The sequence below is a fragment of the Luteimonas sp. Soil_C_16 genome (genome assembly GCF_057657295.1).
This window is the reverse complement of record NZ_JBDGIS010000003.1, coordinates 128229-152866: the sequence shown is the minus strand read 5'-3', so window position 1 is coordinate 152866 and position 24638 is coordinate 128229. Positions and strand designations below refer to the sequence as shown.

Below are 24638 nucleotides of genomic sequence, written 5' to 3'. Positions count from 1 at the left end.
CGTGGCCGAAGAGCAGCCCATGTCTGAGCGCAGCGAGTTTGGGCTGCGTGCCGCGTCAGGCGAGGAGCGGAGGGAACCGGCTCGGCGTAGCCGTGCCGGCTCGCGTCCGGCGAAGGGACCTTTTGGTTCCTTTTGGGTCCATCCAAAAGGGACTCGCACGCGCAGCGGGCGAAAGCCCTGCACTTCAGCGCGCGTGTCCAGAGGAACGCAGACACGCCACGCCGCAGCGCCCATCGAAGGGACGATTTACCTCGACGAAACGCCAGAGCGCATCCGTCCCCGCGCACCCAACGTCCGTATGATTCCGAACAGGCTGATCGCGATCCACGCCAACTGCATGATCAACACCGGCATGCTGAAAGCGCCATACAGCGACACCGCCATACCAATGGCACCGAACAGGTTCAGCAGCAGATACGGCAGGCCCGCGCCGGAGAACCGGGTGACCTGCAGCAGGAAGTACGCGAGCACGACGAGAAACGCACCGACGATGCCGCACCACTGGTGCCATTGCAGATCCATCGCGTACTCCACGAGACGAGGTTCGGCGCATCTTCCGCCGATCACCCGGCCGCGGCAAGCCGCGGATTCACGCCAGGCGCTGGCGCACGGCCTCGAACAGGGTCACACCGGCGGCGACCGAAACGTTGAGGCTCTCGACGCCGCCCAGCGCGTCGCCGCCCGGCATCGGAATCGTCACCAGACCGTCGCAATGCTCGCGGGTCAGGCGACGCAGGCCGTCGGCTTCGCCGCCCAGTACCAACGCGACGTTGCCGCGCAGATCGGTCGCATACAGCGTCGCGGTGGCTTCGCCGGCCAGGCCGTAGATCCACACGCCCAGCTTCTGCAGATCGCGCAGCGTGCGCGAGAGATTGGTCACGCGGACCACCGGAATGCTGTCCGCCGCGCCGGCCGACGTCTTGCGCACGGTTGCGTTGACCTGCACGGCCTTGTCCTTGGGAATCACCACTGCAGTGACACCCGCCGCCGCCGCGCTGCGCAGACAGGCGCCGAGGTTGTGCGGATCCTGCACGCCGTCGAGCACCAGCAGCAACGCCTTGCCTTCGGCGGCCTCGACCAGGCCTTCGAGTTCGTTCTCGTCCCAGGTCTTCGCCGCGGCGTAGCGCGCGACCGCGCCCTGGTGGCGCAGGCCACCGGCGACGCCGTCGAGCGCCTGCTGGTTGACCCGGCGCACGTCGATGTCACGGCGGCGCGCGGCCGATTCGATCTCGACGATGCGCGGATTCTTCGCGCCCGCTTCCAGCAGCACCTCGCGCACGTTGTCGGCGTCGTGTTCGACGGCCGCGGCCACGGCATTGATGCCGACGATCCACTGGTTCTGCTTGTTGGTCATGGTGCTGGGAATTCGAAGAAGGACATACGGGAGCCTGGAAACATCGACGGGGCCGACACCTGCGCGCCGGCCCCGCGAACACAGGCCATTCTAGCGAAACGGCCCGATCAGTACGGCTGCTTCTCGCGCTTGGCCGGCTTGCCGCGTGGCGGCGGCGGCTTTGGACCGCCCTGCACCTTCGAATCCGGATCGACCAGACGGAAGTCGATCTTGCGGTCTTCCAGACTGGCCTTGAGCACGATGATCCGCACCCGGTCGCCGAGGCGATACTGCCGCCCGGCGCGCTGGCCGTTGAGCATCCGGCGGATCGGATCGAAGCTGTAGAAGTCGTTCGGCAACTGGGTCACGTGGACCAGACCATTGACCTTGGACTGGTCCAGTTCGACGAACAGGCCGAAGCTGGTCACGCCGCTGATGACACCGTCGAACTGGCCGCCGACGTGTTGCTCCATCCACGCGGCGCGATAGCGCTCGTCGACTTCGCGTTCGGCTTCGTCCGCGCGTCGCGAGCGTTCCGAACATTGCAGCGACAGGCTCTCCATCAGCCGCGGCGTGTACATGAACTTCGCCAGCGGCTGCCCCGACAGCACGTGCTTGATCGCACGGTGCACCAGCAGATCGGGATAACGGCGGATCGGCGAGGTGAAATGCGCATACGACGCCAGCGCCAGGCCGAAATGGCCGATGTTCTCGGGCGTGTAGACGGCCTGGCTCTGGCTGCGCAGCAGCACCGATTCGAGAAGGGTCGCGTCGGGGCGCTCGCGGATCTTCTTCAGCAGGACGGTGAAATCCTTGGGCTGTACCTTCGACCACGGCGGCAGACGCAGCGAGAACTCTTTGAGGAACTCCAGCAGGTCGGCGTACTTCGCCTCCGGCGGCTTGTCGTGCACGCGGTACGGCGCGGGAATGCCGGCTTCGAGCAGGAAGCGCGCGGCCTCCACGTTCGCCGCGATCATGCATTCCTCGATCAGCTTGTGCGCATCGTTGCGCTGGAGCATGCCGGCCTGGGTGACTTCGCCGGTGTTGTCGAGCACGAACCGCACTTCGGACGATTCGAATTCGATCGCGCCACGCTTGGCGCGCGCCTTGGCCAGCACGGCGTAGAGCTGGTGCAGGCGTTCGACCTGCGGCAGCACCGGCTTGATCGCGGCGCGCGTGTCCTCGTCGAGTTCGCCGACCGCCTTCCACACCTGGGTATAGGTCAGGCGCGCGTGTGAATGCATCACCGCTTCGTAGAACTTCGATTCCGACACCGTGCCGTCGCGCAGCACCTGCATGTCGCAGACGAAGCACATGCGGTCGACCTTCGGCTTCAGCGAGCAGATGCCGTTGGACAGCGTCTCGGGCAGCATCGGCACGACGAAACCGGGGAAATACACGCTGGTCGCGCGCAACTGGGCTTCGTCGTCGAGCGGCGTGCCGGGCCGCACGTAGTTCGACACGTCGGCGATCGCGACCACGAGGCGGAAACCGTCGCGGTTGGGTTCGCAGTACACCGCGTCGTCGAAATCTTTGGCGTCCTCACCGTCGATCGTCACAAGGGGGAGCGTGCGCAGATCGACGCGGCCGCCGACCATGCGTTCTTCCACGTCCACCGGCACCGCGGCGGCTTCGTCGAGCACATCCTGCGAGAACTCGTGCGGCAGGTTGTGGCCGTGGATCGCGGCTTCGACCACCAGCGACGGCTTGAGCACATCGCCCAGCACGGTCAGCACGCGGCCGATCGGCGGACGGTGAGAATCGCCCGGCGCGGTGATCTCGCAGACCACCAGCTGGCCGTGCTGCGCGTCCTGGCGGGCGTCCACCGGGATCTGGATGTTGCGCTGGATGCGGCGATCGTCGGGCACCACGTAGCTGATGCCGTGCTCGACCGAGAAGCGACCCATCAGGCGCGTCGTGCGGCGTTCGAGCACTTCGACGACGACGCCGGCGCGGCGGCCGCGCGCGTCGACATTGGTCAGGCTGGCGAGCACGCGATCGCCGTGCATGACCTTGCGCATCTCGGTCGGCGGCAGGAACAGGTCTTCGCCGGCGCCCGAATCCGGCCGCAGGAAACCGAAACCTTCCGGATTGGCGATCACCGTGCCCGGGATCAGGTCCATGCGCTTGGCCGGCACCAGACCGCCGCGACGGTTCTGCAGCAACTGGCCTTCGCGCAGCATTGCCGCCACGCGCTTGCCGAGGGCATCGGCGCGATCAGGTTCGGTGAGCGCGAGCTTGAGCGCGAGCTCGTCGAGCGTCATCGGGCCGTCGGCATCGACGAGCAGCTGCAGGATCGCCTCGCGACTCGCGATCGGATTGGCGTAGCGCGCCGCCTCGCGGTTCGCATGCGGGTCTTCGAAGCGGCCGCCGCGCGCGGCAGGCGGACGGTCCGGCGACGCCGGTCTGGTCGGGCCGCCGGTGCGCAGGGCGCGCTGCAGGCCCGGATCGGGCATCCACGGCGGCAAGGCATCCTTGCGGTTGCTGGGCGATGTGGGGCGGGCCGGACCGGAGGTGCCGCGCTTGCCGGCCCCCTGTGACGCGGGCCCGGGCGTTCCGCGGCTGCTGCCGCGCTTGCTGGGAGGTTTAGCCATTGCCGCGATGGTACAGGCTCGCCCGCGAGGCCGGCGTCGAAGCGTCGCGGACGTTGTTTCAGAATCCCGTTGACAAGCGCCGGGGGCATCGACAACATACGCGCCCTGACCTGCCCGGGTGGCGGAATTGGTAGACGCACTAGCTTCAGGTGCTAGCGGGGGCAACTCCGTGGAGGTTCGAGTCCTCTCCCGGGCACCAAGGTCATCACAGCCTTACCAGCCGTGAACATCAAACCCGCAATCGCGGGTTTTTTTGTGCCCGTCGATTCCTGCAGCCCCGCCCGCGTTCGCGCGTGCGCCGCCAGATCCCCGCGACCGGCTACGCTACGCGTCTGCCGCCCGCCGCGATGGCCGGGCCCGTCTTCCGGAGCGTTGTGTGGACTACCCGACGCTCAAGCTGCTCCACTTCATGGCCGCGGCGACGTGGCTCACCGGCATGGTCGGCAGCGGCATCGCGGTCGCCCTCCACGACGTGCTGGTCTCGCCCGGCGGGCGCTCGCTGCTCGCGAACCTGCGTACCTGGAACCGCTGGGTCACCTCGGCCGCGATGCTGGCGACACTGGCCGCGGGCCTGACGATCGCGCTGCAGGCCGGCTGGCTGGTGATGTCCTGGCTGCGGATCAAACTGGCGCTCGTGTGCGCGCTGGTGGTCCTGCACGGCTGGCTGAGCCGCACGCTGCACCAGATGGCGCGCGTCGAACCGCCGCCGACGCCGCCTGCCCTGTTGCGGTTCTCCGCGCCGCTGGTCTTCGTGACGGGCCTGACCATCGTGCTGCTGGCGCTGACAAAACCGGTCTGACGCGCGCGGCTGCGGTGTCGACTTCGGCCTGCATCGCATTGACAGCCGACGGGCTGCGCCCCAGAATTGTCGACCTGACCTGCCCGGGTGGCGGAATTGGTAGACGCACTAGCTTCAGGTGCTAGCGGGGGCAACTCCGTGGAGGTTCGAGTCCTCTCCCGGGCACCAAGGTCATCACAGCCTTACCAGCCGTGAACATCAAACCCGCAATCGCGGGTTTTTTTGTGCCTGTCGTCTACTGCGTCGAACTGACGGACTGTCGTGCCGGCATCGCCCGGTTTCCTGCGCGACGGCGCGTCCGAACCGCGCACGCTGCAGGCGCAGCGAGTGCAGCCTCAGTCGCGCTTGCGGTTGTCGGGGTCGTCCGGCGTGCCGTCGCCGCTGCGCCGGGTCGGGTTGCCTTCGAGTGCACCCGGCATCGATTCCGGATCGTTGCGCTGGTCCTGGTCGCGCTTCTCGGACGATTCGCCCGGCGTCTTCGGGCCATCGGGCGCCCGTTCTTTTTCCAGTGGGCCACGTGTGGTGTCGGGCGTGTGTGCCTGGGTCATCGTCGTCGCTCCGCGGGAAATGGCGCCCAGTGTGCGCAGCCGGTGCGCGGACGCGCGTGATGCCGCGGGCGTCCAGCCCAGCGAGGCCCGGCGATGCGAAAGTCCGACGCGGCCGCATCGCCGCCCTTGGGCCCACGACAGATCGCAACACAGCACCTGCGACCACCAGCCGCTAAAATCCCGGTTCCGCCGTAGATGCTGTCCCGATGACCGAGTCCGTCCGCACCCCCTTCCATGGCTTCGAGCAGCTGCCGCTGCGCGAGTTCGCCGAGCGCGCCTACCTCGACTACTCGATGTACGTGGTGCTCGACCGCGCGCTGCCGTTCATCGGCGACGGCCTCAAGCCGGTGCAGCGCCGCATCATCTACGCCATGAGCGAACTGGGCCTGGGCGCGGCGGCGAAGCCGAAGAAATCCGCGCGCACCGTCGGCGACGTGATCGGCAAATACCATCCGCATGGCGACAGCGCGTGCTACGAGGCGCTGGTGCTGATGGCGCAGCCGTTCTCGTACCGCTATCCGCTGATCGACGGCCAGGGCAACTTCGGTTCCAGCGACGACCCGAAATCCTTCGCGGCGATGCGTTACACCGAATCGAAGATGACGCCGATCGCGGAGATGCTGCTGGCCGAACTCGGCCACGGCACCGTCGACTGGACCGACAACTTCGACGGCACGATGCAGGAGCCCTCGTGGCTGCCGGCGCGCCTGCCGCATCTGCTGCTCAACGGCACCACCGGCATCGCGGTCGGCATGGCCACCGACGTGCCGCCGCACAACGTCAACGAGATCGTCAGCGCCTGTCTGCGCCTGCTCGACGATCCCGATGCGACCGTGCGCGACCTGTGTGAACACGTGCGCGGCCCGGACTATCCGACCAGCGCCGAAATCATCACGCCTTCGGCCGACCTGCTGCAGATGTACGAGACCGGCCACGGCAGCGTGCGCGCGCGTGCGACGTTCGAGAAGGAACACACCCATATCGTCATCACCGCGCTGCCGCACCAGGTCAGCCCGAGCAAGGTGATCGAGCAGATCGCCGCCCAGATGCGCGCCAAGAAGCTGCCGTGGCTGGAAGACATCCGCGACGAATCCGATCACGCCAACCCGGTGCGCGTGGTGCTGATTCCGCGCTCCAACCGCGTCGACGCCGAACAGCTGATGGGCCATCTGTTCGCGACCACCGATCTGGAGAAGAGCTACCGCGTCAATCTCAATGTCATCGGGCTCGACGGCCGTCCGCAGGTCAAGAACCTGAAGATGCTGCTGTCGGAATGGCTGCAGTTCCGCGCCACCACCGTGACCCGGCGCCTGACCCATCGCCTCGACAAGGTCGAGCGTCGCCTCCACCTGCTCGATGGCTTGCTGGTCGCGTTCCTCAATCTCGACGAAGTGATCCACATCATCCGCACCGAGGACGAGCCGCGCGCCGTGCTGCAGGCGCGGTTCGAACTCAGCGACGAGCAGGTCGACTACATCCTCGAAACGCGTCTGCGCCAGCTCGCGCGCCTGGAGGAGATGAAGATCCGCGGCGAACAGGCCGAGCTGGAAAGCGAGCGCGATCGCCTGATGTCCACGCTCGACAGCAAGACCAAGCTGAAGAAGTTGATCAAGGACGAGCTGCAGGCCGATGCGAAGAAGTACGGCGATGCGCGTCGTTCGCCGCTGGTCGCACGCGGCGCCGCGCAGGCGCTCGACGAAAGCGATCTGGTGCCGAGCGAGCCGGTGACGATCGTCGTCAGCGAGAAGGGCTGGGTGCGCGCGGCCAAGGGTCACGACGTGGACCCGGCCGGCATGAACTATCGCGACGGTGACAGCCTGCTCGCGTTCGCGCGTGGTCGCACCACGCAGCAGGTCGCGTTCCTCGACTCGACCGGCCGCAGCTATTCCACGGTCGCGCATTCGCTCCCCAGCGCGCGGGGCAACGGCGAGCCGCTGACCGGCCGTTTCTCGCCGGCTGCGGGCGCGTCGTTCCAGGCGGTCGTGGCGGGCGAAACCGATGCGCGCTTCGTCGTCGCGTCTTCGCACGGCTACGGCTTCGTGACCCGCTTCGAGAACCTCACCGGCCGGCAGAAGGCGGGCAAGGCGATGCTGTCGCTGTCGCCGGGTTCGACGGTGCTGCAGCCGGCCGCCGTGCGCGCCGTCGACGCCGACCGTCTGGTCGTGGTGACCAGCGCCGGCCATCTGCTGGTGTTCCCGGTCGCCGAGCTGCCGGAACTCGACAAGGGCAAAGGCAACAAGATCATCGAGATCCCGAAGGCCAAGCGCGGCACGGAGCAGGTGGTCGCGCTCGCCGTCGTCGCGCCGGGCAGTTCGCTGCTGGTGCGCTCGGGTGCGCGCACGATGACGCTGTCGTTCAAGGAGCTCGACGCCTACATCGGCGCCCGCGCGTCGCGTGGCGGGCTGTTGCCGCGCGGTTGGCAGAAGGTCGAGGGGCTCGACGTCGAATGATGTCGCCACAGGTGCGTCGCGGCGATCCTTCGCCGCGCGCGCCTGATCGTCACGATCGCGACGCTGTTCGAATCCTGGAGCCGTCATGCACCCCGAGTTCTGGCACGAACGCTGGTCCGACAACCGCATCGGCTTCCACCGCAACGCCCCGCTGCCACTGCTCTTGAAGCACTGGCCCGCGCTCGATCTCGCACCGGATACCCGCGTCTTCGTACCGCTGTGCGGCAAGTCGCTCGACATGGTGTGGCTTGCCGAGCGCAGCCATCGCGTGCTCGGTGTCGAGCTGTCGGAGCTGGCGGTGCGCCAGTTCTTCGAGGAGCGCGGACTCGCACCTGCCATCCACGAAACGGATGCCGGCGTGCATTTCACCGCAGGTGCCTACGAACTGATCGTCGGCGATGCGTTCGCGCTGGACGCCGCCGTGCTCGCGGACTGTGCTGCCGTCTACGACCGCGCGGCGCTGATCGCGCTGCCGCCCGCGCTGCGCCGCACCTATACGGCCACGGCATGGCATCGCTTGCCGACGGGATGTCGCGGGCTGCTGGTCACGCTGGAGTATCCGCAGGCGGAGAAAGCCGGGCCGCCGTTCGCGGTCGCGGCCGACGAAGTGCATGCGCTGTTCGATCGCGACTGGCGGATCGATGCGATCGAACGGCGCGACATTCTGGCGGACGAGCCGGGGTTCGTTGCGGATGGGGTGGCTGCGTTGACGACGGTTGTGTACCGGATGGTGCGGCGGGGGTGATGCAGGTTGGGGGCGGCGTGCGGTTCGGAGTTTTCTTCGGCGTCTGCCCTCACCCCAACCCCTCTCCCAAGGAGAAAGGGGCTTCAAAGCAGACGCTCGCGAGATTCGAGCCCCTCTCCCCCTGGGAGAGGGGTTGAGGTGAGGGCAAACGCCTGATTCGAATCGATCGAACAGCTGCTTCTCATCCGCAAAAAACAGAAACGCCCACGACACGCGCAGGCGTTTCCAGAATCCAAAAACGCGGCGAACCCGCCGCGCTAACCTCAACCCACGCCGGCGTGCGTGCCTTCCGCTGCGCCCATGCGGCTCTGCTGGTAGCGCTCCAGGCCGATCATGCCGATCAGGCGCAGCTGCTTCTCCAGCCAGTAGGTGTGGTCTTCCTCGGTATCGGCGAGCTGGGTCACCAGCACTTCGCGACTGACGAAATCGTTGTGCTGCTCGCACAACACGATGCCCTTGGCGAGGTTGTCGCGCACGAGGTATTCGAGGTCGAGATCCTTGCGCAGCATCTCCTCGACGGTAACGCCCGGCTCGAATGCGTCGGGGCGCATGTCCGGCACGCCTTCCAGGAACAGGATGCGCTTGAGCAGCGCGTCGGCGTGCTGGGTTTCCTCTTCCATCTCGTGGTTGATGCGCGCGTAGAGCTGGTGCAGGCCCAGGTCCTCGTAACGGCGCGAATGCAGGAAGTACTGGTCGCGCGCCGCCAGCTCGCCGCGGAGCAGGAATTTCAGGTAATCGACGACTTCGGGATGTCCTTTCATGGCAGCGCTCGCAACACGTGGAATGCGCGCAGTATGCCGGGCCGCCGTGAAGCATGATCGGATGGGAATGGATGCATTTCGCATTCTCAGGCGCGCCGCGCCGGCGTTGCGCAGACCGCACAGGCCGTTGCGCGCGGCGTGACGCGCATCGGCGTAGACTCCCGCGCCTTCCGCCTGTCGCCTCCCCCATGAAGATCGGCATCGACTTCGGTACCAGCTACTCCGCCGCCGCTGCGCGCATCGGCGACCGGCTGGTGCACATCCAGTTCGACGGACAGCCGCAGTTCCGCACCGCGGTGTTCTTCCCGACCACCCTGCCCGATCTCGACGCCTTCGAGCTCGACGGGGCGATGGAGGCCGAGGTGGAATCGTTGATACGCGGCCTGCGCAGCGACCAGACCCGCGCCGGCGGTGCGCCGCGCCCGGCGGCGCAGCTGCGCCGCGACGCGATCCGTATCGTGCGTCGGCAGTGGCTGGAGGCGCGCATGCGCGACGCGGAATCCTCGGCCGCCGATCTGCAGCACGCGGTGTTCGGCGAGGCGGCGATCGAGAGCTACCTGCTCGAAGGCAGCGGCAACCTGGTGCAGTCGCCGAAATCCATGCTCGGCTTCAACCTGCATCCGCGCGCCAAGGAGACGATCACCGGCATCGCTGCGCACATCCTCGAACACATCCGCCTGACCGCAAGCCAGCAGCTCGGCACGACCGTGCGCGCAGCGACGCTGGGCCGGCCGGTGCGTTTCCGCAGTTCGCTCGGCGAGGCCGGCGGCGAGCAGGCGCTGGCGCTGCTGCGCGATGCCGCGGCCCAGGCCGGCTTCGATTCGATCGAATTCCTCGAAGAACCCGCGGCGGCCGCGTTGCATTACCACGCCGAAAGTCCGCAGCGGCACACCACGCTGGTCGTCGACATCGGCGGCGGCACGACCGACATCGCGCTGGCGGAAGTCGGCGGCGACGGCGCGCCACGCGTGCACCGCGCCTGGGGCGTCGCCAACGGCGGTACCGATGTGGACCTCGCGCTGAGCATGGCCCAGGTCATGCCGCTGTTCGGCAAGGGCGCCAGCCGCATTCCGGTGCACCACTTCGTCGAGGCGGCGACGGTGCAGGACATGCCGCGGCAGCGCGACTTCCACAAGCGCGACTTCGGCCACGTCGATGCGCCGTTCGGCCCACGTCTGCAGGCTCTGCAGCATGACGGTGGCACCACGCGCCTGTACCGCGGCGTCGAAGGCATGAAGGTGCGGCTGAGCGGTCACGACGAAGCCGGCCACGCGCTGGATTACATCGAACCCGGCCTGCGCGTGGATGCGACGCGCGCGGCGCTGGAAGCTGCCAGCGCGCGGTTCCTCGACACCATCGGCGCGCTGCTCGACGACGTGCGCGGCGATCTCGACGCGCCGCCCGACAGCCTGTTCCTGACCGGCGGCATGTCCGGCGCGCCCTACGTGCAGGCGGCCGCGCACGCGCGCTTTCCGGATGCCCGCATCGTGCGCGGCGATCCGTCACTGGGCGTGGTGTCCGGCCTGGCCGAGCACGCCCGCAACTGAGCCAAGCGCCGGGCCGGCGTCGGCCCGCAACATGCCCGTGGAATAATCGGACCGCGCCGCATCTGCCGCGGCCGGGGACTCGTGCATGCGCAAATGGATCCTGCGGGCGGTGCTCGCGCTCGTCGTGCTGCTGGTCGCGGCCGGCCTCTTCATCTGGCTGTCGCTGCGCGTGAGCCTGCCGGCGCTCGACGGCGACCAGCCGCTGCCCGGGCTCGCGGCGCCCGCGACCATCGAACGCGATGCCGCCGGCATGGTCACGATCACCGCCGCCAACGAAACCGACGCGATGCGCGCGCTCGGGTTCGTGCATGCGCAGGAGCGGTACTTCGAGATGGACCTGATGCGCCGCGTGCCGTCGGGCGAACTGTCGGCGCTGTTCGGCGAACGCGCGCTCGAAACCGATCGTCGCAACCGTGTGCATCGCATGCGCGCGCGGGTGGAAGAGAACCTCCCTGCAGTCGCCGGCGATCGCATGCCGCAACTGCGGGCATACGCCGACGGCGCCAATGCCGGACTCGCGTCACTGGGTGCGCGACCGTGGGCCTACCTGCTGCTGCGGCAGACGCCGCAGCCTTGGACGCCGGCGGATTCCGCGCTGACCGGCTTCGCGATGTATTTCGATCTGCAGGACGCGACCAACGCGCGCGAACTGGCGATGCACCGCTTGCGGCCTGCGCTGCCGCCGGCGCTGTTCGATCTGTTCGCACATGACGGCAGCCGCTGGGATGCGCCGCTGTTCGGGCCCGCACGGGGCGATGCGGTGTTGCCGGGCGCGGACGTCGTGGATCTGCGGACGCTGGATGTTTTGGAGAGCGATGACGCGCGTGGTGATGGATCGCCGTTCGCATCCGTCAGGTCTGCGCAGGACGAGGCCTCACACCCGGCATCTCCGCTAGCCCTCACTCCACCGTTTGTTTCACAAACGGTCCCCCTCTCTCCCGCGGCGCGGGAGAGAGGCCAAGGTGGGCCGCCCATGGCGGCCGATCTTGGTCGGGGCAGCAACAACTTCGCCGTGTCGGGTGCATTGACGGCCGACGGCCGCGCCCTCGTTGCCGACGACATGCATCTGGGCCTGCGGGCGCCGAACATCTGGTTCCGCGCACGGCTGCGCTATCCCGATCCACGTGCGCCGGGTGGGCAGGTCGACGTCACCGGCTTCACCCTGCCGGGTCTGCCCGCGGTCATCGTCGGCAGCAACACGCACGTCGCCTGGGGCTTCACCAACAGCTACGGCGATTACCTCGACTGGCAGCGCGTGGTGCCCTGCACCGACGGCGCGCCTGCGGGCTGCACGCCGGTCGTGCGCCATGAGGAGCGTATCGACGTGGCCGGCGGCGAGGCGGTCACGCTGGTCGTCGAAGACAGCGACTGGGGCCCGCTGGTGCACCGCGACGCGGACGGCAGCGCGCTCGCACTTCGCTGGACCGCGCATCAGCCCGGCGCGTTGAATTTCGGTCTCGCCGACTTCGCCCACGCGCGCGATCTCGACGATGCGCTGGCCATCGCCGATCGCACCGCCACACCGACGCAGAACCTGGTGATCGGCGAGCGCGCCGGCCGCATCGCCTGGCGTCTGCTCGGCCCGATTCCGATGCGCGACGCCGGCTGCGATGGCCGCACCGTCTCCGTGCCGCTGACAGCCGAGATCGCGACCGACGCGAACCGTTGCGCGCCGTGGTCCATCGCGACCGGCGCCTCGCCGCTGCTGCGCTCGCCCGATACCGATCGCCTGTGGACCGCGAACAGTCGCGTCGTCGATGGCGAAGATTTCGCCCGCATCGGCGATGGCGGCGCCGCGCTCGGCATGCGCGCCTGGCAGATCCGCGAAGGTCTCGATGCACGCACGCAGTTCGCCGAACGTGACCTGCTCGCGATCCAGCTCGACGATCGCGCCCTGCTGCTGTCGCGCTGGCACGCGTTGCTGGGCGCGATCGCGAACGAAGCGGCCGGAGACAGCGCGCTGCGCGCGCTGGCCGATGCCTCGCGCGACTGGAGCGGTCATGCCGGCGTCGACTCCGTCGGCTATCGCCTGATCCGCGCATGGCGCCTCGCCGTCCACGCACGCCTCGCCGACGGCCTCGCGGCACCCGCACGCGCCGCGCTGGGCGATGCATTCGAAACGCCCGATCCGCCGAATTTCGAAGGCGTGGTCTGGCCGCTTATCGAACAGCGTCCGGCGCATCTGTTGCCGCGCCGCTTCGCCTGCACACCGGATACCCAGCGCGGCGTCTGCACGCCGGTCGACAACGGCTGGCAAGCATTGTTCGAAGACGCGGCCCGCGACGTGCGCGACAGCGTCGCCGGAGACGGCCCACTCGCCGAACGCACTTGGGGCGAACGCAACACCACCGCGATCTGCCACCCGCTCGCGTCGGCGATTCCGCTACTCGGCAAGCGCGCACTGTGCATGCCTGCCGAGCCGCTACCCGGCGACGGCACCATGCCGCGTGTACAGGGCCCGGCCTTCGGCGCGTCGCAACGCATGGTCGTCGCACCCGGACACGAGGCCGACGGCATCACCCACATGCCCGGTGGCCAGAGCGGACATCCCCTGTCGCCCTACTGGGGCGCGGGTCACGACGACTGGGCGCAAGGACGTCCCTCTCCGTTCCTGCCGCAGACGACGGCACATACGTTACGGCTCGTACCCGCAGCAGCGTCGCGCTGAAGCGCGTTGATGCCGCATCGATTTTCTTTCGATCCTGACCCGCCTCCTCATGCCGGACCGCCGCGCACAACTCGCGTCATTGCAACGCCATCTGCGAGCCCTCGTCGCACTGCTGCGTCTCGACGCGGACTGCCCGTGGACACTTCATTTCGAGTCCTGCCTGTCCCGCGCCGACCTGCTCGCGAACAGCGCGCTGGATCAGGAGGCACTCAACGCGCTGTCCGGGTCGGTGATGCATGTCTTCGGTGGCATGGGCAGCTTCAACGATTACGCGCCGTGGCGGAACGGACAGGTCGTTCGTGGCATGGAAGCGTTGGATGCGGCCAGCGGCGCTGTGTACGACGCCGCTCTCGAACTCCGGCGCATCGACGTCTGACGCATTGCTCCAGCGGGCGCAGCTTCGCAATTGATGTGAATCGATTGCTGGCTGTGTGTTGCACGAGCTTTGACCCGAACTTTGGCTCTGGCTCTGGTTCTGGTTCTGGCTTTGGCCTTGGCTTTGGCCTTAGCTCTGGCTTCGGCTTTGGCTTTGGCTCGAGGCTTTTGATCTGGATCGAGCCGTAAAGCGAGCCGAGCATCGCAGGGCGGCGGGGTCGAAGAGCAGCCCGTGTCTGAGCGCAGCGAGTTTGGGCTGCGTGCCCCGTCGACCGAGAAGCGCAGGGGACCGCCGCGGCTGTATCGCGGCGGATCGCGTCCGGCGAAGACGGTTTTGCTTACTTTTGCCAAGACAAAAGTAAGCCGCGCGACAGCGCGGAAGCCCTGTACTTGATCTTCGCCTTGCGAGCACTTCGTCTGGTGGCGCATCGAGATCCAGTGCCAAGGCTGGAAAGCGAAACGCAATTGCAGGGCTTTCGCCCGCTGCGCGTGCGAGTCCCTTTTGGACGGACCCAAAAGGAACCAAAAGGTCCCTTCGCCGGACGCGAGCCGACGCGATGAAGCCGCGTCGGTCCCCTGTGCTCCTCGCCTGACGCGGCACGCAGCCCAAACTCGCTGCGCTCAGACATGGGCTGCTCTTCGGCCACGCCAGGCTCCGGTGCTCGGCTCTCTTTACGGCTCGATTCAAATCAAAAACCAAAGCTAAAGGCAACAGCAACAGCAATGGCAACGGCAATGGCAATGGCAATGGCAACGGCAACGGCAACGGCAACGGCGACGGCGACGGCGACGGCAAAGACGAAAGCACGAGCGAAGCCAACAATCTCCAGCGCATGCCCCCCGGTAACAGCGCATCCAATGGATTGCCGACACACACACCCTGTTTCGTCGCGATAGCGCAGACCCACAAAAAAAGCCCCGCATGAGCGGGGCTTTTCCGAGAGCACGGTTGCGATCAGTCCCGCAATTCGATCACATCGAACTCCGCCACCGGATCCACCTCGGCGTCGTAATCCACATCGCTGCGCTCGAAACCGAACAGCTTGAGGAACTCGTGCTTGTAGCCCGCGTAATCCGTCAACGCAAACAGGTTCTCCGTCGTGATCTGCGGCCACAGCGCCTTGCACTGCGCCTGCACGTCGTCGCGCAGCTCCCAGTCGTCCAGACGCAGGCGCGCTTCGTCGTCGAGTTCGGCCGGCGCGCCGTCGGCGCGGTACATGCGCTCGCGGAACAGGCGGTCGAGCTGGTCGAGCGTGCCTTCGTGCAGACCCTTTTCCTTCATGACCTTGAAGGCGATGGCGATGTACAGCGGCAGCACCGGAATCGCGGCGCTGGCCTGCGTGACGACCGACTTGAGCACCGCGACGTTCGCGCTGCCGCCGGTTTCGGCGAGCTGTGCATCGAGGCGACGCGCGGTCGCGTCGAGATCGGCCTTCGCCTTGCCCAGCGCACCGTGCCAGTAGATCGGCCAAGTGATCTCGGTGCCGATGTAGCTGAAGGCGACCGTCTTCGCGCCATCGGCCAGCACGCCGGCTTCGCGCAGTGCGTCGATCCACAGCTGCCAGTCCTGACCGCCCATCACGGTCACGGTGTCGGCGATTTCCTGCTCGGTTGCAGGCTCGATCGACGCCTCGATGATCTGGTCCTTGTTGGTGTCGATCGCGGTCGAGGTGTAGGCCTCGCCGATCGGCTTGAGCGCGGAGCGCTTCACTTCGCCGGTGTCGGGCAGCTTGCGCACCGGCGAGGCCAGCGAATAGACGACCAGATCGACCTGGCCGCCCATCTCGTTCCTGATCAGATCGATCGCCTGTGCACGCGCGGCATCGGAGAAGGCATCGCCGTTGATCGAACGGCTGTAGAGGCCGGCCTCCTTGGCGTAGCGATCGAACGCGGCCGAGTTGTACCAGCCGGCCGTGCCGGGCTTCTTGTCGGTGCCGGGCTTTTCGAAGAACACACCGAGCGTGTCGGCGCCGAAACCGAACGCCGCGCTGATGCGCGCGGCGAGGCCGTAGCCGCTGGATGCGCCGATCACCAGTACCTTCTTCGGACCGTCGTCGCGCACACCGCGCGCGCGCGTGGCCGCGATCTGGTCGCGCACGTTGTGGTCGCAGCCGGTCGGGTGCGTGGTGGTGCAGATGAAGCCGCGGACCTTGGGATGGATGATCACTGTGTCGCCCGTGTGTCTGGAAACGTGGCGCCCAGTTTACGGGCTGGGGTCGCCGCGGTCCCGTACGGGGGTCGATGGTGAAGCGGCACGGTCGCGCGCGCGAATCCTGCACGCGACTTCGCGCGCGCGATTGACAGCACGCGGGCGCGCGGCTGAACTGTGCACCTGACTTCGCACCGGATGCACCCATGCCGTCTCGCTGGACCGATTCACCGCTGCGCTACGGCCTGGTCACGCGGGTGCTGCACTGGGGCATGGGCGCGCTGTTCGCGTGGCAGTTCACCGGCATGGGCGTGAAGCTGCTGCTCGGTCGCCATCCGCTCACCGCCTTCCTCGTCGGCAGCCACAAGCCGGTCGGCACGCTGCTGATGCTGGCGATCCTGCTGCGCGGCGCCTGGGGCCTGTCGCAATGGCGCAATCGTCCGCCGCATCCGGCGACAGGGGTCGGCCGTCTCGCGCTCGCAGGCCATGCCCTGCTCTATGCATTGATGTTCTACGTGCCAACCGTCGCGCTGCTGCGCGAATACGGCAGCGGCCGCGGCTTCGCGCCGTGGGGCATTCGCCTGTTGCCCGCCACCGGCGAAAAACTCGACTGGCTGATGGCGCCGGCGAATCTGTCGCACGGCGTCATCGCCTGGACGCTGCTGGCGGTGGTCGCCGGCCATATCGCAATGGTCGCGCTGCATCACTTCTTCTGGCGCGATACGACGCTGGCGCGGATGGCCGGCAAGCTCTGAGCCCGCAGGAATCTGCCCCAGCCCCCGCATCGCGGAGGCGGGGGCAATACTCAGGCCGCCACCGCCGCGTTATGCACGCCGGCCACCGCACGCCCCGATGGATCGGCGGCATTCGCGAACGCAGCATCCCACTCGATCGCCGCAGGCGACGAACAGGCGATCGACTTGCCGCCCGGCACGGTGGCGGCCGCCGCCGGTGACGGAAACACGCGTTCGAACACGCTCCGGTAGAAGTACGCCTCCTTCGTCTGCGGCGGGTTGTACGGGAAGCGGCTCGCCGCGGCCGCGAGTTCGCGATCGCTGACCTGCGCCTCGGCATGCGCCTTGAGGCCGTCGATCCAGCCGTAACCGACGCCGTCGCTGAACTGCTCCTTCTGGCGCCACAGGATCTCGTCGGGCAGATGGCCGTCGAACGCGGCGCGCAGCACGCCCTTCTCCATGCGCTGATACCCGTCGCTGCCGCGAAGGATCATCTTGTGCGCGGCGTCGAAGCGCATTGCCACATCGAGGAACGCGCGGTCGAGGAACGGCACGCGCGGTTCCACACCCCAGGCCATCATCGACTTGTTCGCGCGCAGGCAGTCGTAGTTGTGCAGCGCGTCGAGCTTGCGCACCAGTTCCTCGTGGAACTGCCGCGCGTCCGGCGCCTTGTGGAAGTACAGATAGCCGCCGAAGATCTCGTCGCTGCCCTCGCCCGACAGCACCATCTTCACGCCCATCGCCTTGATCCGGCGGGCGAGCAGGAACATCGGCGTCGACGCGCGGATCGTGGTCACGTCGAAGGTCTCGACGTGGCGGATCACGTCGGGAATCGCGTCGAGGCCTTCCTCGAACGTGTATTCGAAGCCGTGATGCACGGTGCCCAGCGACTCGGCGGCGATCGCCGCCGCGGCGAGATCGGGCGAGCCCTTGAGACCGATCGCGAACGAGTGCAGGCGCGGCCACCAGGCTTCGCTGCGGTCGCCATCCTCGACGCGATGCCGTGCGTAGCGTGCGGCCACGGCGGCGACCAGCGAGGAATCCAGACCACCCGACAGCAGCACGCCGTAGGGCACATCGGTCATCAGCTGACGATGCACGGCGGCCTCGAACGCTTCGCGCACATCGTCCAGCGAGACGTCCACGCCTTCCACCGCATCGAAGTCGCGCCACGGTCGCTTGTAGTACTGCATGAGCACGCCGGTCGCGCTGTCGTACCAGTGGCCGGGCGGGAATTGCGCGACATCGGCGCAGGTATCGGCCAGCGCCTTCATTTCCGACGCCACGCGCAGGCGGCCTTCGCGGTCGTGACCCCAGTACAGCGGCACCACGCCGATCGGATCGCGGGCGATGATCGCGCGGCCGCTGTCGCGGTCCCACAATGCGAACGCGAAGATGCCGTTGAGCCGCTCGAGGAACACGGACGGACCGCTGCCGTCGGCCTCGTGCTCCCGGTACAGCGCGCTGACCACTTCGCAATCGGACGCGGTCTGGAACGCGTACGGCACGCGCAGTTCGGTCTTCAGCGTCTGGTGGTTGTAGATCTCGCCGTTGACCGCGAGCACCAGCGCGCCGTCCTCGGACAGCAGCGGCTGCGAGCCACCCGCCGGATCGACGATGGCGAGGCGTTCGTGCACGAGGATCGCGCGATCGTCGACGTGCACGCCGCTCCAGTCGGGGCCGCGGTGACGCTGGCGCTGCGAACACTCGAGCGCCTGCCGGCGCAGCGCGGTTGCGTCGTCGCCGGGTTGCAGGCCGAAGATGCCGAAGATCGAACACATGGTGGAGCTCCTGGATGTCGTGGATTGCGATGTCGGTGGAGCCGGATGCGGACACAAAAAAACCCGCATCGCGGCCGATGCGGGTTCGTGTTCCGGTGCCTGCGCGTCTTGCGTTACTGCTGCGCCAGCTCCCACACCCGCATCGGCCGCGCACGATTATTCGTGCGCAGAGCGTTGCGGTTGCGATTGTTGGCGGCGATGCGGGGCATGGGGTGCAACCTAAAGGCTCTGCGGAAGCGGTGCAACCGTTGCGTGCGCAACGGCTGCACCTGATCGTTCAACGCGGGCCGCATCGAAACGCGGCCATCGACTTCACTTGGCCGGGAGGGCGTCGATCGGCGGCTGCGCAGCGGCGGCCGCGTTCTTCTCCGCCAGCAGGCGGTCGGGATCGACCAGCGAGGGATTGTCGAGCACCTCCTGCAGACGCTCGCGATCGAGCTGGCCGGTCCAGCGCGCGATCACCAGCGTGCCGATGCCGTTGCCGGTGAGGTTGGTCAGCGCACGGCCCTCCGACATGAAACGGTCGATGCCGACGATCAGCGCGATACCCGCGAGTGGAATCACGCTCTCGAACGCCGCCAGCGACGCCGCCAGCGTCACCAGGCCCGCGCCCGACACACCGGCCGCACCGTTCGACGAGATCAGCATGAAGACCAGCAGCGCGATCTGCGTGCCCAGGGGCACTTCGATGCCGAAGGCCTGGGCGATGAAGATCGCGCCCATCGTCATGTAGATCGCGGTGCCGTCGAGGTTGAAGGAATAACCGGTGGGAATCGTCAGACCGACGACCGACTTCGGCACGCCGGCGGCCTCGAGCTTGCTCAGCATGCGCGGCAGCACCGTTTCCGACGACGAGGTGCCGAGCACGATCAGCAGCTCGTCGCGGATCATGCGGATGTACTTGAAGATGCTGAAGCCCGACCACCAGCAGATCGGCCCGAGCACCAGGAACAGGAACAGCAGGCAGGTCATCCAGAAGCTGACCATGAAGTAGCCGAGCGAGCCGAGGATCGCGCTGCCGTACTCGCCGATGGTGAAGGCCATGCCGCCCATCGCGCCCAGCGGCGCGAACCACATGACGATCTTGATGACGCCGAACATCACCTGGGCGATGGTATCGAGCGCGGCGACCGCCGGCTTGCCGCGTTCGCCGAGCATCGTGATCGCGCAGGCGACGAGGATCGCCATCACCAGCACCTGGATCAGCTGGCCCTCGACGAACGCGCCCATGAACGAGCTGGGCACCAGATGCAGCAGGAAGCCGGTGATGCCCTCGCCCGCCGCGGCGCCCGCGCTCTGCAGCGTGCCGTCGGCAGCGGACGCGTCGAAGGTGGCGATGTCGAGGCCGAGCATGCGGCCCGGGCCCAGCAGATTGATGACGACCAGGCCGATGCCCAGCGCGAAGACGGTGGTGACGTTGAAGTAGATGACGGTCTTGAGCGCCAGGCCGCCGGCCTTGGCGAGGTTGCCGAGTCCGGCGATGCCCACCGCGACGGTCGCGAAGATGGTCGGCGCGATGACGACCTTGACCAGCTTGATGAAGAGATCGGCCAGCCATTTCATCTGCGCGCCGACCTGCGGCGCGGCGAGGCCGATGACAATGCCCGCGGCGATGCCCACCAGTACCCAGAAGTACAGGTGGTGCCACAACTTCTTGCGCTTCGGCGCGGGCCCGGGGGTCGGGGCTTTGACAGCGGTCTGGGTCGAGGTATCGGTCTGCATGCCGCAAGCCTGCCAGATGAACAACGATTGCAAACTCACACCATGGGACTAGGTGGCGCAGTCAGTTTCGTACGGGAACGCCGTCGAAGGGCGTTCTTTTGCGGGGATTTGCAGGGATTGCGGCTGTTTGAGCAGCAATCGAAAAATGCATCCGTCGCACCTGCATCGAGAGGTCGGCGGAGGTGGAAACCGCATCCGACGTGCGCGGCCCGGCTTCGATGCGAGCGCGAGGCGCGTGGTCGACACCGACCGGATTCCCCAACGAAAACGGGCCGCTTGCGCGGCCCGTTTTCAACTTGCATGCAACGCTGGCGATTACTCGGCCGGCGTGCCTTCGCCTTCGGCGACGGCCTTCATCGACAGGCGGATGCGGCCCTGCTTGTCGACTTCCAGCACCTTGACCTTGACCACGTCGCCTTCCTTGAGCACGTCGCCGACCTTCTCGACACGCTCGTTGGAGATCTGCGACACGTGGACCAGGCCGTCCTTGCCGGGGGAGATCGTCACGAATGCACCGAAGTCCATCAGCTTGACGACCTTGCCCTCGTAGATGCGGCCCGGCTCGACGTCCGACGTGATCTGCTCGATGCGTTCCTTCGCGGCGCGACCGGCAGCGGCGTCGACCGAGGCGATCGTGATCGTGCCGTCGTCCTGGATGTCGATCTGGGTGCCGGTTTCCTTGGTGATGCCCTGGATGACCGAACCGCCCTTGCCGATGACTTCGCGGATCTTGTCGGGATGGATCTTGATCGTGATCAGGCGCGGCGCGAACTCGCTGAGTTCGGTACGTGCCGTGGTCAGCGCGCTGCTCATCTCCTGGAGGATGTGCAGACGGCCCTGCTTCGCCTGGGCCAGTGCGACCTTCATGATCTCTTCGGTGATGCCCTGGATCTTGATGTCCATCTGCAGCGCCGAGATGCCGTTCGTGGTGCCGGCGACCTTGAAGTCCATGTCGCCGAGGTGATCTTCGTCACCCAGGATGTCCGACAGCACGACGTAGTCGTCGCCTTCCTTGACCAGGCCCATCGCGATGCCGGCGACCGGTGCCTTGATCGGCACGCCCGCGTCCATCAGCGCCAGCGACGAACCGCAGACCGACGCCATCGACGAGGAACCGTTCGACTCGGTGATCTCCGACACGACGCGGATGGTGTACGGGAATTCCTCCATCGTCGGCATCACGGCGAGCACGCCGCGCTTGGCCAGACGGCCGTGGCCGATCTCGCGACGCTTCGGACCCATCATGCGGCCGGCTTCGCCCACCGAATACGGGGGGAAGTTGTAATGGAACAGGAAGTGCTCTTTGTACTCGCCGGCGACGGCATCGATGATCTGGCCATCGCGCGCGGTGCCGAGGGTCACGGCGACGATCGCCTGCGTCTCGCCACGGGTGAACAGCGAGGAGCCGTGCACGCGCGGGAGGATGCTGACCTTCGACGCGATCGGACGCACGGTGTCGAGCGCACGACCGTCGATACGGACCTTGGTCTTGAGGACCGAGTCGCGCATCGTCTGGTATTCCTGCTCGCCGAATTCCTTCGACAGCTCGCTGTTCGACCAGGCGTTGGCTTCGGCGTGCGGCTGCACGGCCTCGAGGATCGCCTTCTTGACCTTGGAGATCGCGTCCTTGCGCTCGAGCTTGTCGCGCACCTGGAACGCGCTGGCGAGCTGCTCGCCGATCGCGGTACGCAGGGTCGAGATCAGGCCCTCGTTGGCGGCCGGCGCCGACCATTCCCACTTCGGCTTGCCGGCTTCGGCGACGAGCTCGTTGATCGTGGCGATGGCGACCTGCATCTGCTGGTGGCCGAACATCACGGCGCCGAGCATCACGTCTTCCGAGAGTTCCTTCGCTTCCGACTCGACCATCAGCACGGCGTTCGCGGTACCGGCGACGACGAGTTCGAGGTCCGAATCCTTCAGCTCCGACACGGTCGGGTTCAGCAGGTACTGGCCGTCCTTGTAACCAACCTTGGCGGCACCGATCGGGCCGTCGAACGGCGCGCCCGAGAGCGAAAGCGCAGCCGAGGCGCCGATCAGCGCGAGGATGTCGCCGTCGACGTCCGGGTTCATCGACATCACGGTGGCGATGATCTGGACTTCGTTGCGGAAGCCATCGGGGAACAGCGGACGGATCGGACGGTCGATCAGACGCGAGATCAGCGTCTCCTTCTCCGTGGCGCGACCTTCACGCTTGAAGAAGCCACCCGGAATGCGGCCGCCGGCGTAGAACTTCTCTTGGTAGTCGACGGTCAGCGGGAAGAAATCCTGGCCTTCGCGCGCGGTCTTGTTGGCGACCGCGGCGACCAGCACCTGGGTGCCATCGCAGGACACCATCACGGCGCCGCCGGCCTGGCGCGCAATCTCGCCGGTCTCGAGCGTCACCGTCTGGTTGCCGTACTGGAAGCTCTTTGTCACTTTTGCCACGTTGGAATTCCTTGATGTCTCTTGCGATGAACCGTCCGGGACCCATGCCCCGGCGGGCGGACGCTGCCCACGCCCTAAAAAGAACCGCGGCGCATTTCTGCGCCGCGGTGGGTACCAGTCTTAGCGACGCAGACCGAGCTTCTCGATCAGGGCCTTGTAACGACCTGCATCCTTGCGGTGCAGATAGTCGAGCAGGCTGCGACGACGGTTGACCATCATCAGCAGGCCGCGGCGGCTGTGGTGATCCTTCTTGTGCGTCTTGAAGTGCTCGGTCAGGTGCACGATGCGTGCAGTCAGCAGAGCGACCTGGACTTCCGGGGAACCGGTGTCGTTGTCGCCGCGCTTGTGTTCTTCGATGATCTTGCCGTTGTCGATGGTGCTGGTCATTTCATGTTCTCTGGACGCGGGTCCCGCAGAAGACAGCGACCGGTCGTATGACCGTCGCGTACCGCCCGGACCGCCTATGGATGGATGCTGCAGTGTGCCTTGAAAAAGGCGGCGAAATTGTACCGCCGGGCGGACAGCCGGACAAGGCGGCCATTCAGGCCCCGGTGTCGTTCGCGTCTGCGCGGCGGAACATGCGTTGCGGTTTCAGGCGGCCATCGTCGGCCATCTGCCCCAGACCTTCGGCGCGACCGGTCGGCCCGATGATGGCCACCTCGCCCACCGGTGCATGCGCGACCGGCACGTCCTGGCCGTTCTGCAGGCGCGCAGCCTGGCGCGCGTCGACGTGGACTTTCGGCCACGCCAGCATGCCGGCCTCGATCTCCAGCAGACAGGCTTCGAGCTGCGATTCGCCGCGCGTGGCCAGCGCCTGCAGGTCCTCCAGCGTCCACATGCGCGGATCGCGGAACGGATCGACCCAGAGCCGGCGCAGCTCGGCCACGTGCGCGCCACAGCCCAGCAGCTCGCCCAGATCGCGGACCAGACTGCGCACGTAGGTGCCCGAGCCGCATTCGACGTGCAGACGCAGCTGCGGCATGCCGTCGGGTTCGAGCACGCCGTCGAGCAGATCGGCCGCCGACTGGAGTTCGAAGGCGTGCACGTCGACCGGGCGCACGTCGACCTCGACCGTCTCGCCGCGACGCGCCTTGGCGTACAGCGGCTCGCCGCCGCGCTTGAGCGCGGAGTAGATCGGCGGGCGCTGCTGGATGCGACCCACCAGCTGGCCGAGCGCGGCATCGAGGGTTTCGATGGTCAGCGACGGCACCGAGCGCTCGCGCAGGACTTCGCCGTCGGCATCGTCGGTGTCGGTGACCTGCCCGAGCCGGGCGACGGTGGTGTAGGCCTTGCGTGCGCCGAGCAGGCCGCCGGCGATCTTGGTCGCCTCGCCGAAGCAGACCGGCAGCAGGCCGGTCGCCAGGGGATCGAGGCTGCCGGTATGGCCGCCCTTCTCGGCGCGGAACAGGTGCCGCACGCGCTGCAGCGCCTGGTTGGAACTCATGCCGCGCGGCTTGTCGAGCAGCAGGATGCCGTCGAGCTTGCGGAACTGGGTGCGCGGACGGTCCTGCTGCCGACGCTTGCCGCGTGGGCGCGGCGACGTCGCAGGCGGGGCGCCGGCGTCAGTCGGCGGAAGGTTCGCCGACATCGCGCAGCAGATTGTCGATGCGCTCGCCGCGATCGACCGAATCGTCGTAGTGGAAATGCAATTCCGGCACGTGGCGCAGCTTCACCGCGCGCGCGAGGCGGAAGCGGATCTCGTGCGCGACGGCCTTGAGGCCCTTCATCGCCTCGTCGGCGCGCTCGGACTGCAGCGCGGTCACGAAGACCTTGGCGTGGGCCATGTCGCGGGTGACCTCGACGTCGGACACGCTGACCGACGGCAAGCCGTGTTCGGACACTGCCTCGCGCACGAGCGTTCCGAGCTCGCGACGGAGCTGGGCGGAGACGCGGTCGGTACGGTGGAAGGATTTCGTGGGCACGGATGGAACACCTGTTGCGATGGGACGGAAGAAAGTCTGGAAGACGGCGGACGGAACCGCCTGAGACGACGACGGCCGGGTCCGCA

Annotated in this window: 20 protein-coding genes and 2 tRNA genes; 9 read left to right on the top strand and 13 right to left on the bottom strand. The window is 67.3% G+C overall.

The features are described 5' to 3' along the window. Positions 1 to 246: 246 nt before the first annotated feature. From AC3A5T_RS07065 to rnr, 3 genes are all read right to left on the bottom strand, one after another. A complete protein-coding gene (locus AC3A5T_RS07065) occupies positions 247 to 522 on the bottom strand; it encodes a CBU_0592 family membrane protein (protein WP_487627972.1) in 276 nt (91 codons plus the stop codon). Between the two features lie 67 nt (positions 523 to 589). Continuing rightward, entirely contained in the window at positions 590 to 1354 is a 765-nt protein-coding gene (gene rlmB, locus AC3A5T_RS07060) for a 23S rRNA (guanosine(2251)-2'-O)-methyltransferase RlmB (RefSeq protein ID WP_332076776.1), read from the bottom strand. 107 nt (positions 1355 to 1461) lie between these two features. Next, on the bottom strand, positions 1462 to 3927 hold the full coding sequence (rnr, locus tag AC3A5T_RS07055) for a ribonuclease R (RefSeq protein WP_487627971.1): 2466 nt from the start codon (positions 3925 to 3927) through the stop codon (positions 1462 to 1464). 112 nt (positions 3928 to 4039) lie between these two features. Here rnr and AC3A5T_RS07050 point away from each other — a divergent pair. From AC3A5T_RS07050 to AC3A5T_RS07040, 3 genes are all read left to right on the top strand, one after another. Further along, a tRNA-Leu gene (locus AC3A5T_RS07050) sits at positions 4040 to 4126 on the top strand. Between the two features lie 177 nt (positions 4127 to 4303). Continuing rightward, entirely contained in the window at positions 4304 to 4726 is a 423-nt protein-coding gene (locus tag AC3A5T_RS07045) for a CopD family protein (protein ID WP_487627970.1), read from the top strand. Between the two features lie 81 nt (positions 4727 to 4807). Continuing rightward, a tRNA-Leu gene (locus AC3A5T_RS07040) sits at positions 4808 to 4894 on the top strand. 167 nt (positions 4895 to 5061) lie between these two features. Here AC3A5T_RS07040 and AC3A5T_RS07035 read toward each other — a convergent pair. Continuing rightward, the gene (locus tag AC3A5T_RS07035; protein WP_487627969.1) at positions 5062 to 5274 is read right to left on the bottom strand and encodes a hypothetical protein; all 213 of its coding nucleotides are present in this window, start codon (positions 5272 to 5274) and stop codon (positions 5062 to 5064) included. Between the two features lie 206 nt (positions 5275 to 5480). On the opposite strand from AC3A5T_RS07035, the gene parC reads away from it, so the two are divergent. Then, complete coding sequence (gene parC, locus AC3A5T_RS07030; RefSeq protein WP_487627968.1) at positions 5481 to 7724, top strand: DNA topoisomerase IV subunit A; 2244 nt, start codon at positions 5481 to 5483, stop codon at positions 7722 to 7724. An 85-nt stretch (positions 7725 to 7809) separates the two neighbouring features. Next, complete coding sequence (locus AC3A5T_RS07025) at positions 7810 to 8469, top strand: thiopurine S-methyltransferase (RefSeq protein ID WP_487627967.1); 660 nt, start codon at positions 7810 to 7812, stop codon at positions 8467 to 8469. Positions 8470 to 8732: 263 nt separating this feature from the next. Here AC3A5T_RS07025 and bfr read toward each other — a convergent pair whose 3' ends face one another. Beyond that, entirely contained in the window at positions 8733 to 9230 is a 498-nt protein-coding gene (gene bfr, locus AC3A5T_RS07020) for a bacterioferritin (RefSeq protein ID WP_487627966.1), read from the bottom strand. A gap of 188 nt (positions 9231 to 9418) precedes the next feature. On the opposite strand from bfr, the gene AC3A5T_RS07015 reads away from it, so the two are divergent. From AC3A5T_RS07015 to AC3A5T_RS07005, 3 genes are all read left to right on the top strand, one after another. Continuing rightward, the gene (locus tag AC3A5T_RS07015) at positions 9419 to 10777 is read left to right on the top strand and encodes an Hsp70 family protein (protein ID WP_487627965.1); all 1359 of its coding nucleotides are present in this window, start codon (positions 9419 to 9421) and stop codon (positions 10775 to 10777) included. Positions 10778 to 10862: 85 nt separating this feature from the next. After that, entirely contained in the window at positions 10863 to 13445 is a 2583-nt protein-coding gene (locus AC3A5T_RS07010; RefSeq protein WP_487627964.1) for a penicillin acylase family protein, read from the top strand. A 49-nt stretch (positions 13446 to 13494) separates the two neighbouring features. Further along, positions 13495 to 13821 (top strand): DUF6966 domain-containing protein, encoded by a 327-nt coding sequence (locus AC3A5T_RS07005; protein WP_487627963.1) that lies wholly within the window; start codon positions 13495 to 13497, stop codon positions 13819 to 13821. Between the two features lie 688 nt (positions 13822 to 14509). Here the strand turns inward: AC3A5T_RS07005 and AC3A5T_RS07000 are convergent. Both AC3A5T_RS07000 and fabV read right to left on the bottom strand, forming a co-directional pair. Beyond that, complete coding sequence (locus AC3A5T_RS07000; protein WP_487627962.1) at positions 14510 to 14767, bottom strand: hypothetical protein; 258 nt, start codon at positions 14765 to 14767, stop codon at positions 14510 to 14512. 8 nt (positions 14768 to 14775) lie between these two features. Beyond that, positions 14776 to 15987, bottom strand: a complete 1212-nt coding sequence (gene fabV / locus AC3A5T_RS06995) for an enoyl-ACP reductase FabV (RefSeq protein ID WP_487627961.1) — start codon at positions 15985 to 15987, stop codon at positions 14776 to 14778. Between the two features lie 188 nt (positions 15988 to 16175). Here fabV and AC3A5T_RS06990 point away from each other — a divergent pair, with 188 nt between their 5' ends. Beyond that, positions 16176 to 16724 (top strand): cytochrome b, encoded by a 549-nt coding sequence (locus AC3A5T_RS06990; RefSeq protein WP_487627960.1) that lies wholly within the window; start codon positions 16176 to 16178, stop codon positions 16722 to 16724. Positions 16725 to 16774: 50 nt separating this feature from the next. On the opposite strand, the gene asnB is transcribed toward AC3A5T_RS06990, so the two are convergent. From asnB to rbfA, 6 genes are all read right to left on the bottom strand, one after another. Continuing rightward, positions 16775 to 18484, bottom strand: a complete 1710-nt coding sequence (gene asnB / locus AC3A5T_RS06985; RefSeq protein WP_487627959.1) for an asparagine synthase B — start codon at positions 18482 to 18484, stop codon at positions 16775 to 16777. Between the two features lie 312 nt (positions 18485 to 18796). Beyond that, positions 18797 to 20206, bottom strand: coding sequence for a C4-dicarboxylate transporter DctA (gene dctA, locus AC3A5T_RS06980; RefSeq protein WP_487627958.1), 1410 nt, complete (start codon positions 20204 to 20206; stop codon positions 18797 to 18799). A 315-nt stretch (positions 20207 to 20521) separates the two neighbouring features. Beyond that, on the bottom strand, positions 20522 to 22630 hold the full coding sequence (gene pnp / locus AC3A5T_RS06975) for a polyribonucleotide nucleotidyltransferase (RefSeq protein ID WP_487627957.1): 2109 nt from the start codon (positions 22628 to 22630) through the stop codon (positions 20522 to 20524). A gap of 120 nt (positions 22631 to 22750) precedes the next feature. After that, the gene (gene rpsO, locus AC3A5T_RS06970; RefSeq protein ID WP_332078701.1) at positions 22751 to 23017 is read right to left on the bottom strand and encodes a 30S ribosomal protein S15; all 267 of its coding nucleotides are present in this window, start codon (positions 23015 to 23017) and stop codon (positions 22751 to 22753) included. A gap of 154 nt (positions 23018 to 23171) precedes the next feature. Then, the gene (gene truB, locus AC3A5T_RS06965; RefSeq protein ID WP_487627956.1) at positions 23172 to 24218 is read right to left on the bottom strand and encodes a tRNA pseudouridine(55) synthase TruB; all 1047 of its coding nucleotides are present in this window, start codon (positions 24216 to 24218) and stop codon (positions 23172 to 23174) included. After that, positions 24193 to 24552 carry a 30S ribosome-binding factor RbfA gene (gene rbfA, locus AC3A5T_RS06960; RefSeq protein ID WP_232136869.1) on the bottom strand — a complete coding sequence of 120 codons (360 nt, stop codon included), beginning with the start codon at positions 24550 to 24552 and terminating at the stop codon, positions 24193 to 24195. The genes truB and rbfA overlap by 26 nt, the downstream gene beginning before the upstream one ends. Positions 24553 to 24638: the final 86 nt, after the last annotated feature.

What these genes read in the sequence shown, in the direction of transcription:
- AC3A5T_RS07065 (WP_487627972.1), bottom strand. Translation starts at nt 522, where the DNA reads ATGGATCTGCAATGGCACCAGTGGTGCGGCATCGTCGGTGCGTTTCTC.
- rlmB (WP_332076776.1), bottom strand. Translation starts at nt 1,354, where the DNA reads ATGACCAACAAGCAGAACCAGTGGATCGTCGGCATCAATGCCGTGGCC.
- rnr (WP_487627971.1), bottom strand. Translation starts at nt 3,927, where the DNA reads ATGGCTAAACCTCCCAGCAAGCGCGGCAGCAGCCGCGGAACGCCCGGG.
- AC3A5T_RS07035 (WP_487627969.1), bottom strand. Translation starts at nt 5,274, where the DNA reads ATGACCCAGGCACACACGCCCGACACCACACGTGGCCCACTGGAAAAA.
- parC (WP_487627968.1), top strand. Translation starts at nt 5,481, where the DNA reads ATGACCGAGTCCGTCCGCACCCCCTTCCATGGCTTCGAGCAGCTGCCG.
- AC3A5T_RS07025 (WP_487627967.1), top strand. Translation starts at nt 7,810, where the DNA reads ATGCACCCCGAGTTCTGGCACGAACGCTGGTCCGACAACCGCATCGGC.
- bfr (WP_487627966.1), bottom strand. Translation starts at nt 9,230, where the DNA reads ATGAAAGGACATCCCGAAGTCGTCGATTACCTGAAATTCCTGCTCCGC.
- AC3A5T_RS07015 (WP_487627965.1), top strand. Translation starts at nt 9,419, where the DNA reads ATGAAGATCGGCATCGACTTCGGTACCAGCTACTCCGCCGCCGCTGCG.
- AC3A5T_RS07010 (WP_487627964.1), top strand. Translation starts at nt 10,863, where the DNA reads ATGCGCAAATGGATCCTGCGGGCGGTGCTCGCGCTCGTCGTGCTGCTG.
- AC3A5T_RS07005 (WP_487627963.1), top strand. Translation starts at nt 13,495, where the DNA reads ATGCCGGACCGCCGCGCACAACTCGCGTCATTGCAACGCCATCTGCGA.
- AC3A5T_RS06990 (WP_487627960.1), top strand. Translation starts at nt 16,176, where the DNA reads ATGCCGTCTCGCTGGACCGATTCACCGCTGCGCTACGGCCTGGTCACG.
- asnB (WP_487627959.1), bottom strand. Translation starts at nt 18,484, where the DNA reads ATGTGTTCGATCTTCGGCATCTTCGGCCTGCAACCCGGCGACGACGCA.
- dctA (WP_487627958.1), bottom strand. Translation starts at nt 20,206, where the DNA reads ATGCAGACCGATACCTCGACCCAGACCGCTGTCAAAGCCCCGACCCCC.
- rpsO (WP_332078701.1), bottom strand. Translation starts at nt 23,017, where the DNA reads ATGACCAGCACCATCGACAACGGCAAGATCATCGAAGAACACAAGCGC.
- truB (WP_487627956.1), bottom strand. Translation starts at nt 24,218, where the DNA reads ATGTCGGCGAACCTTCCGCCGACTGACGCCGGCGCCCCGCCTGCGACG.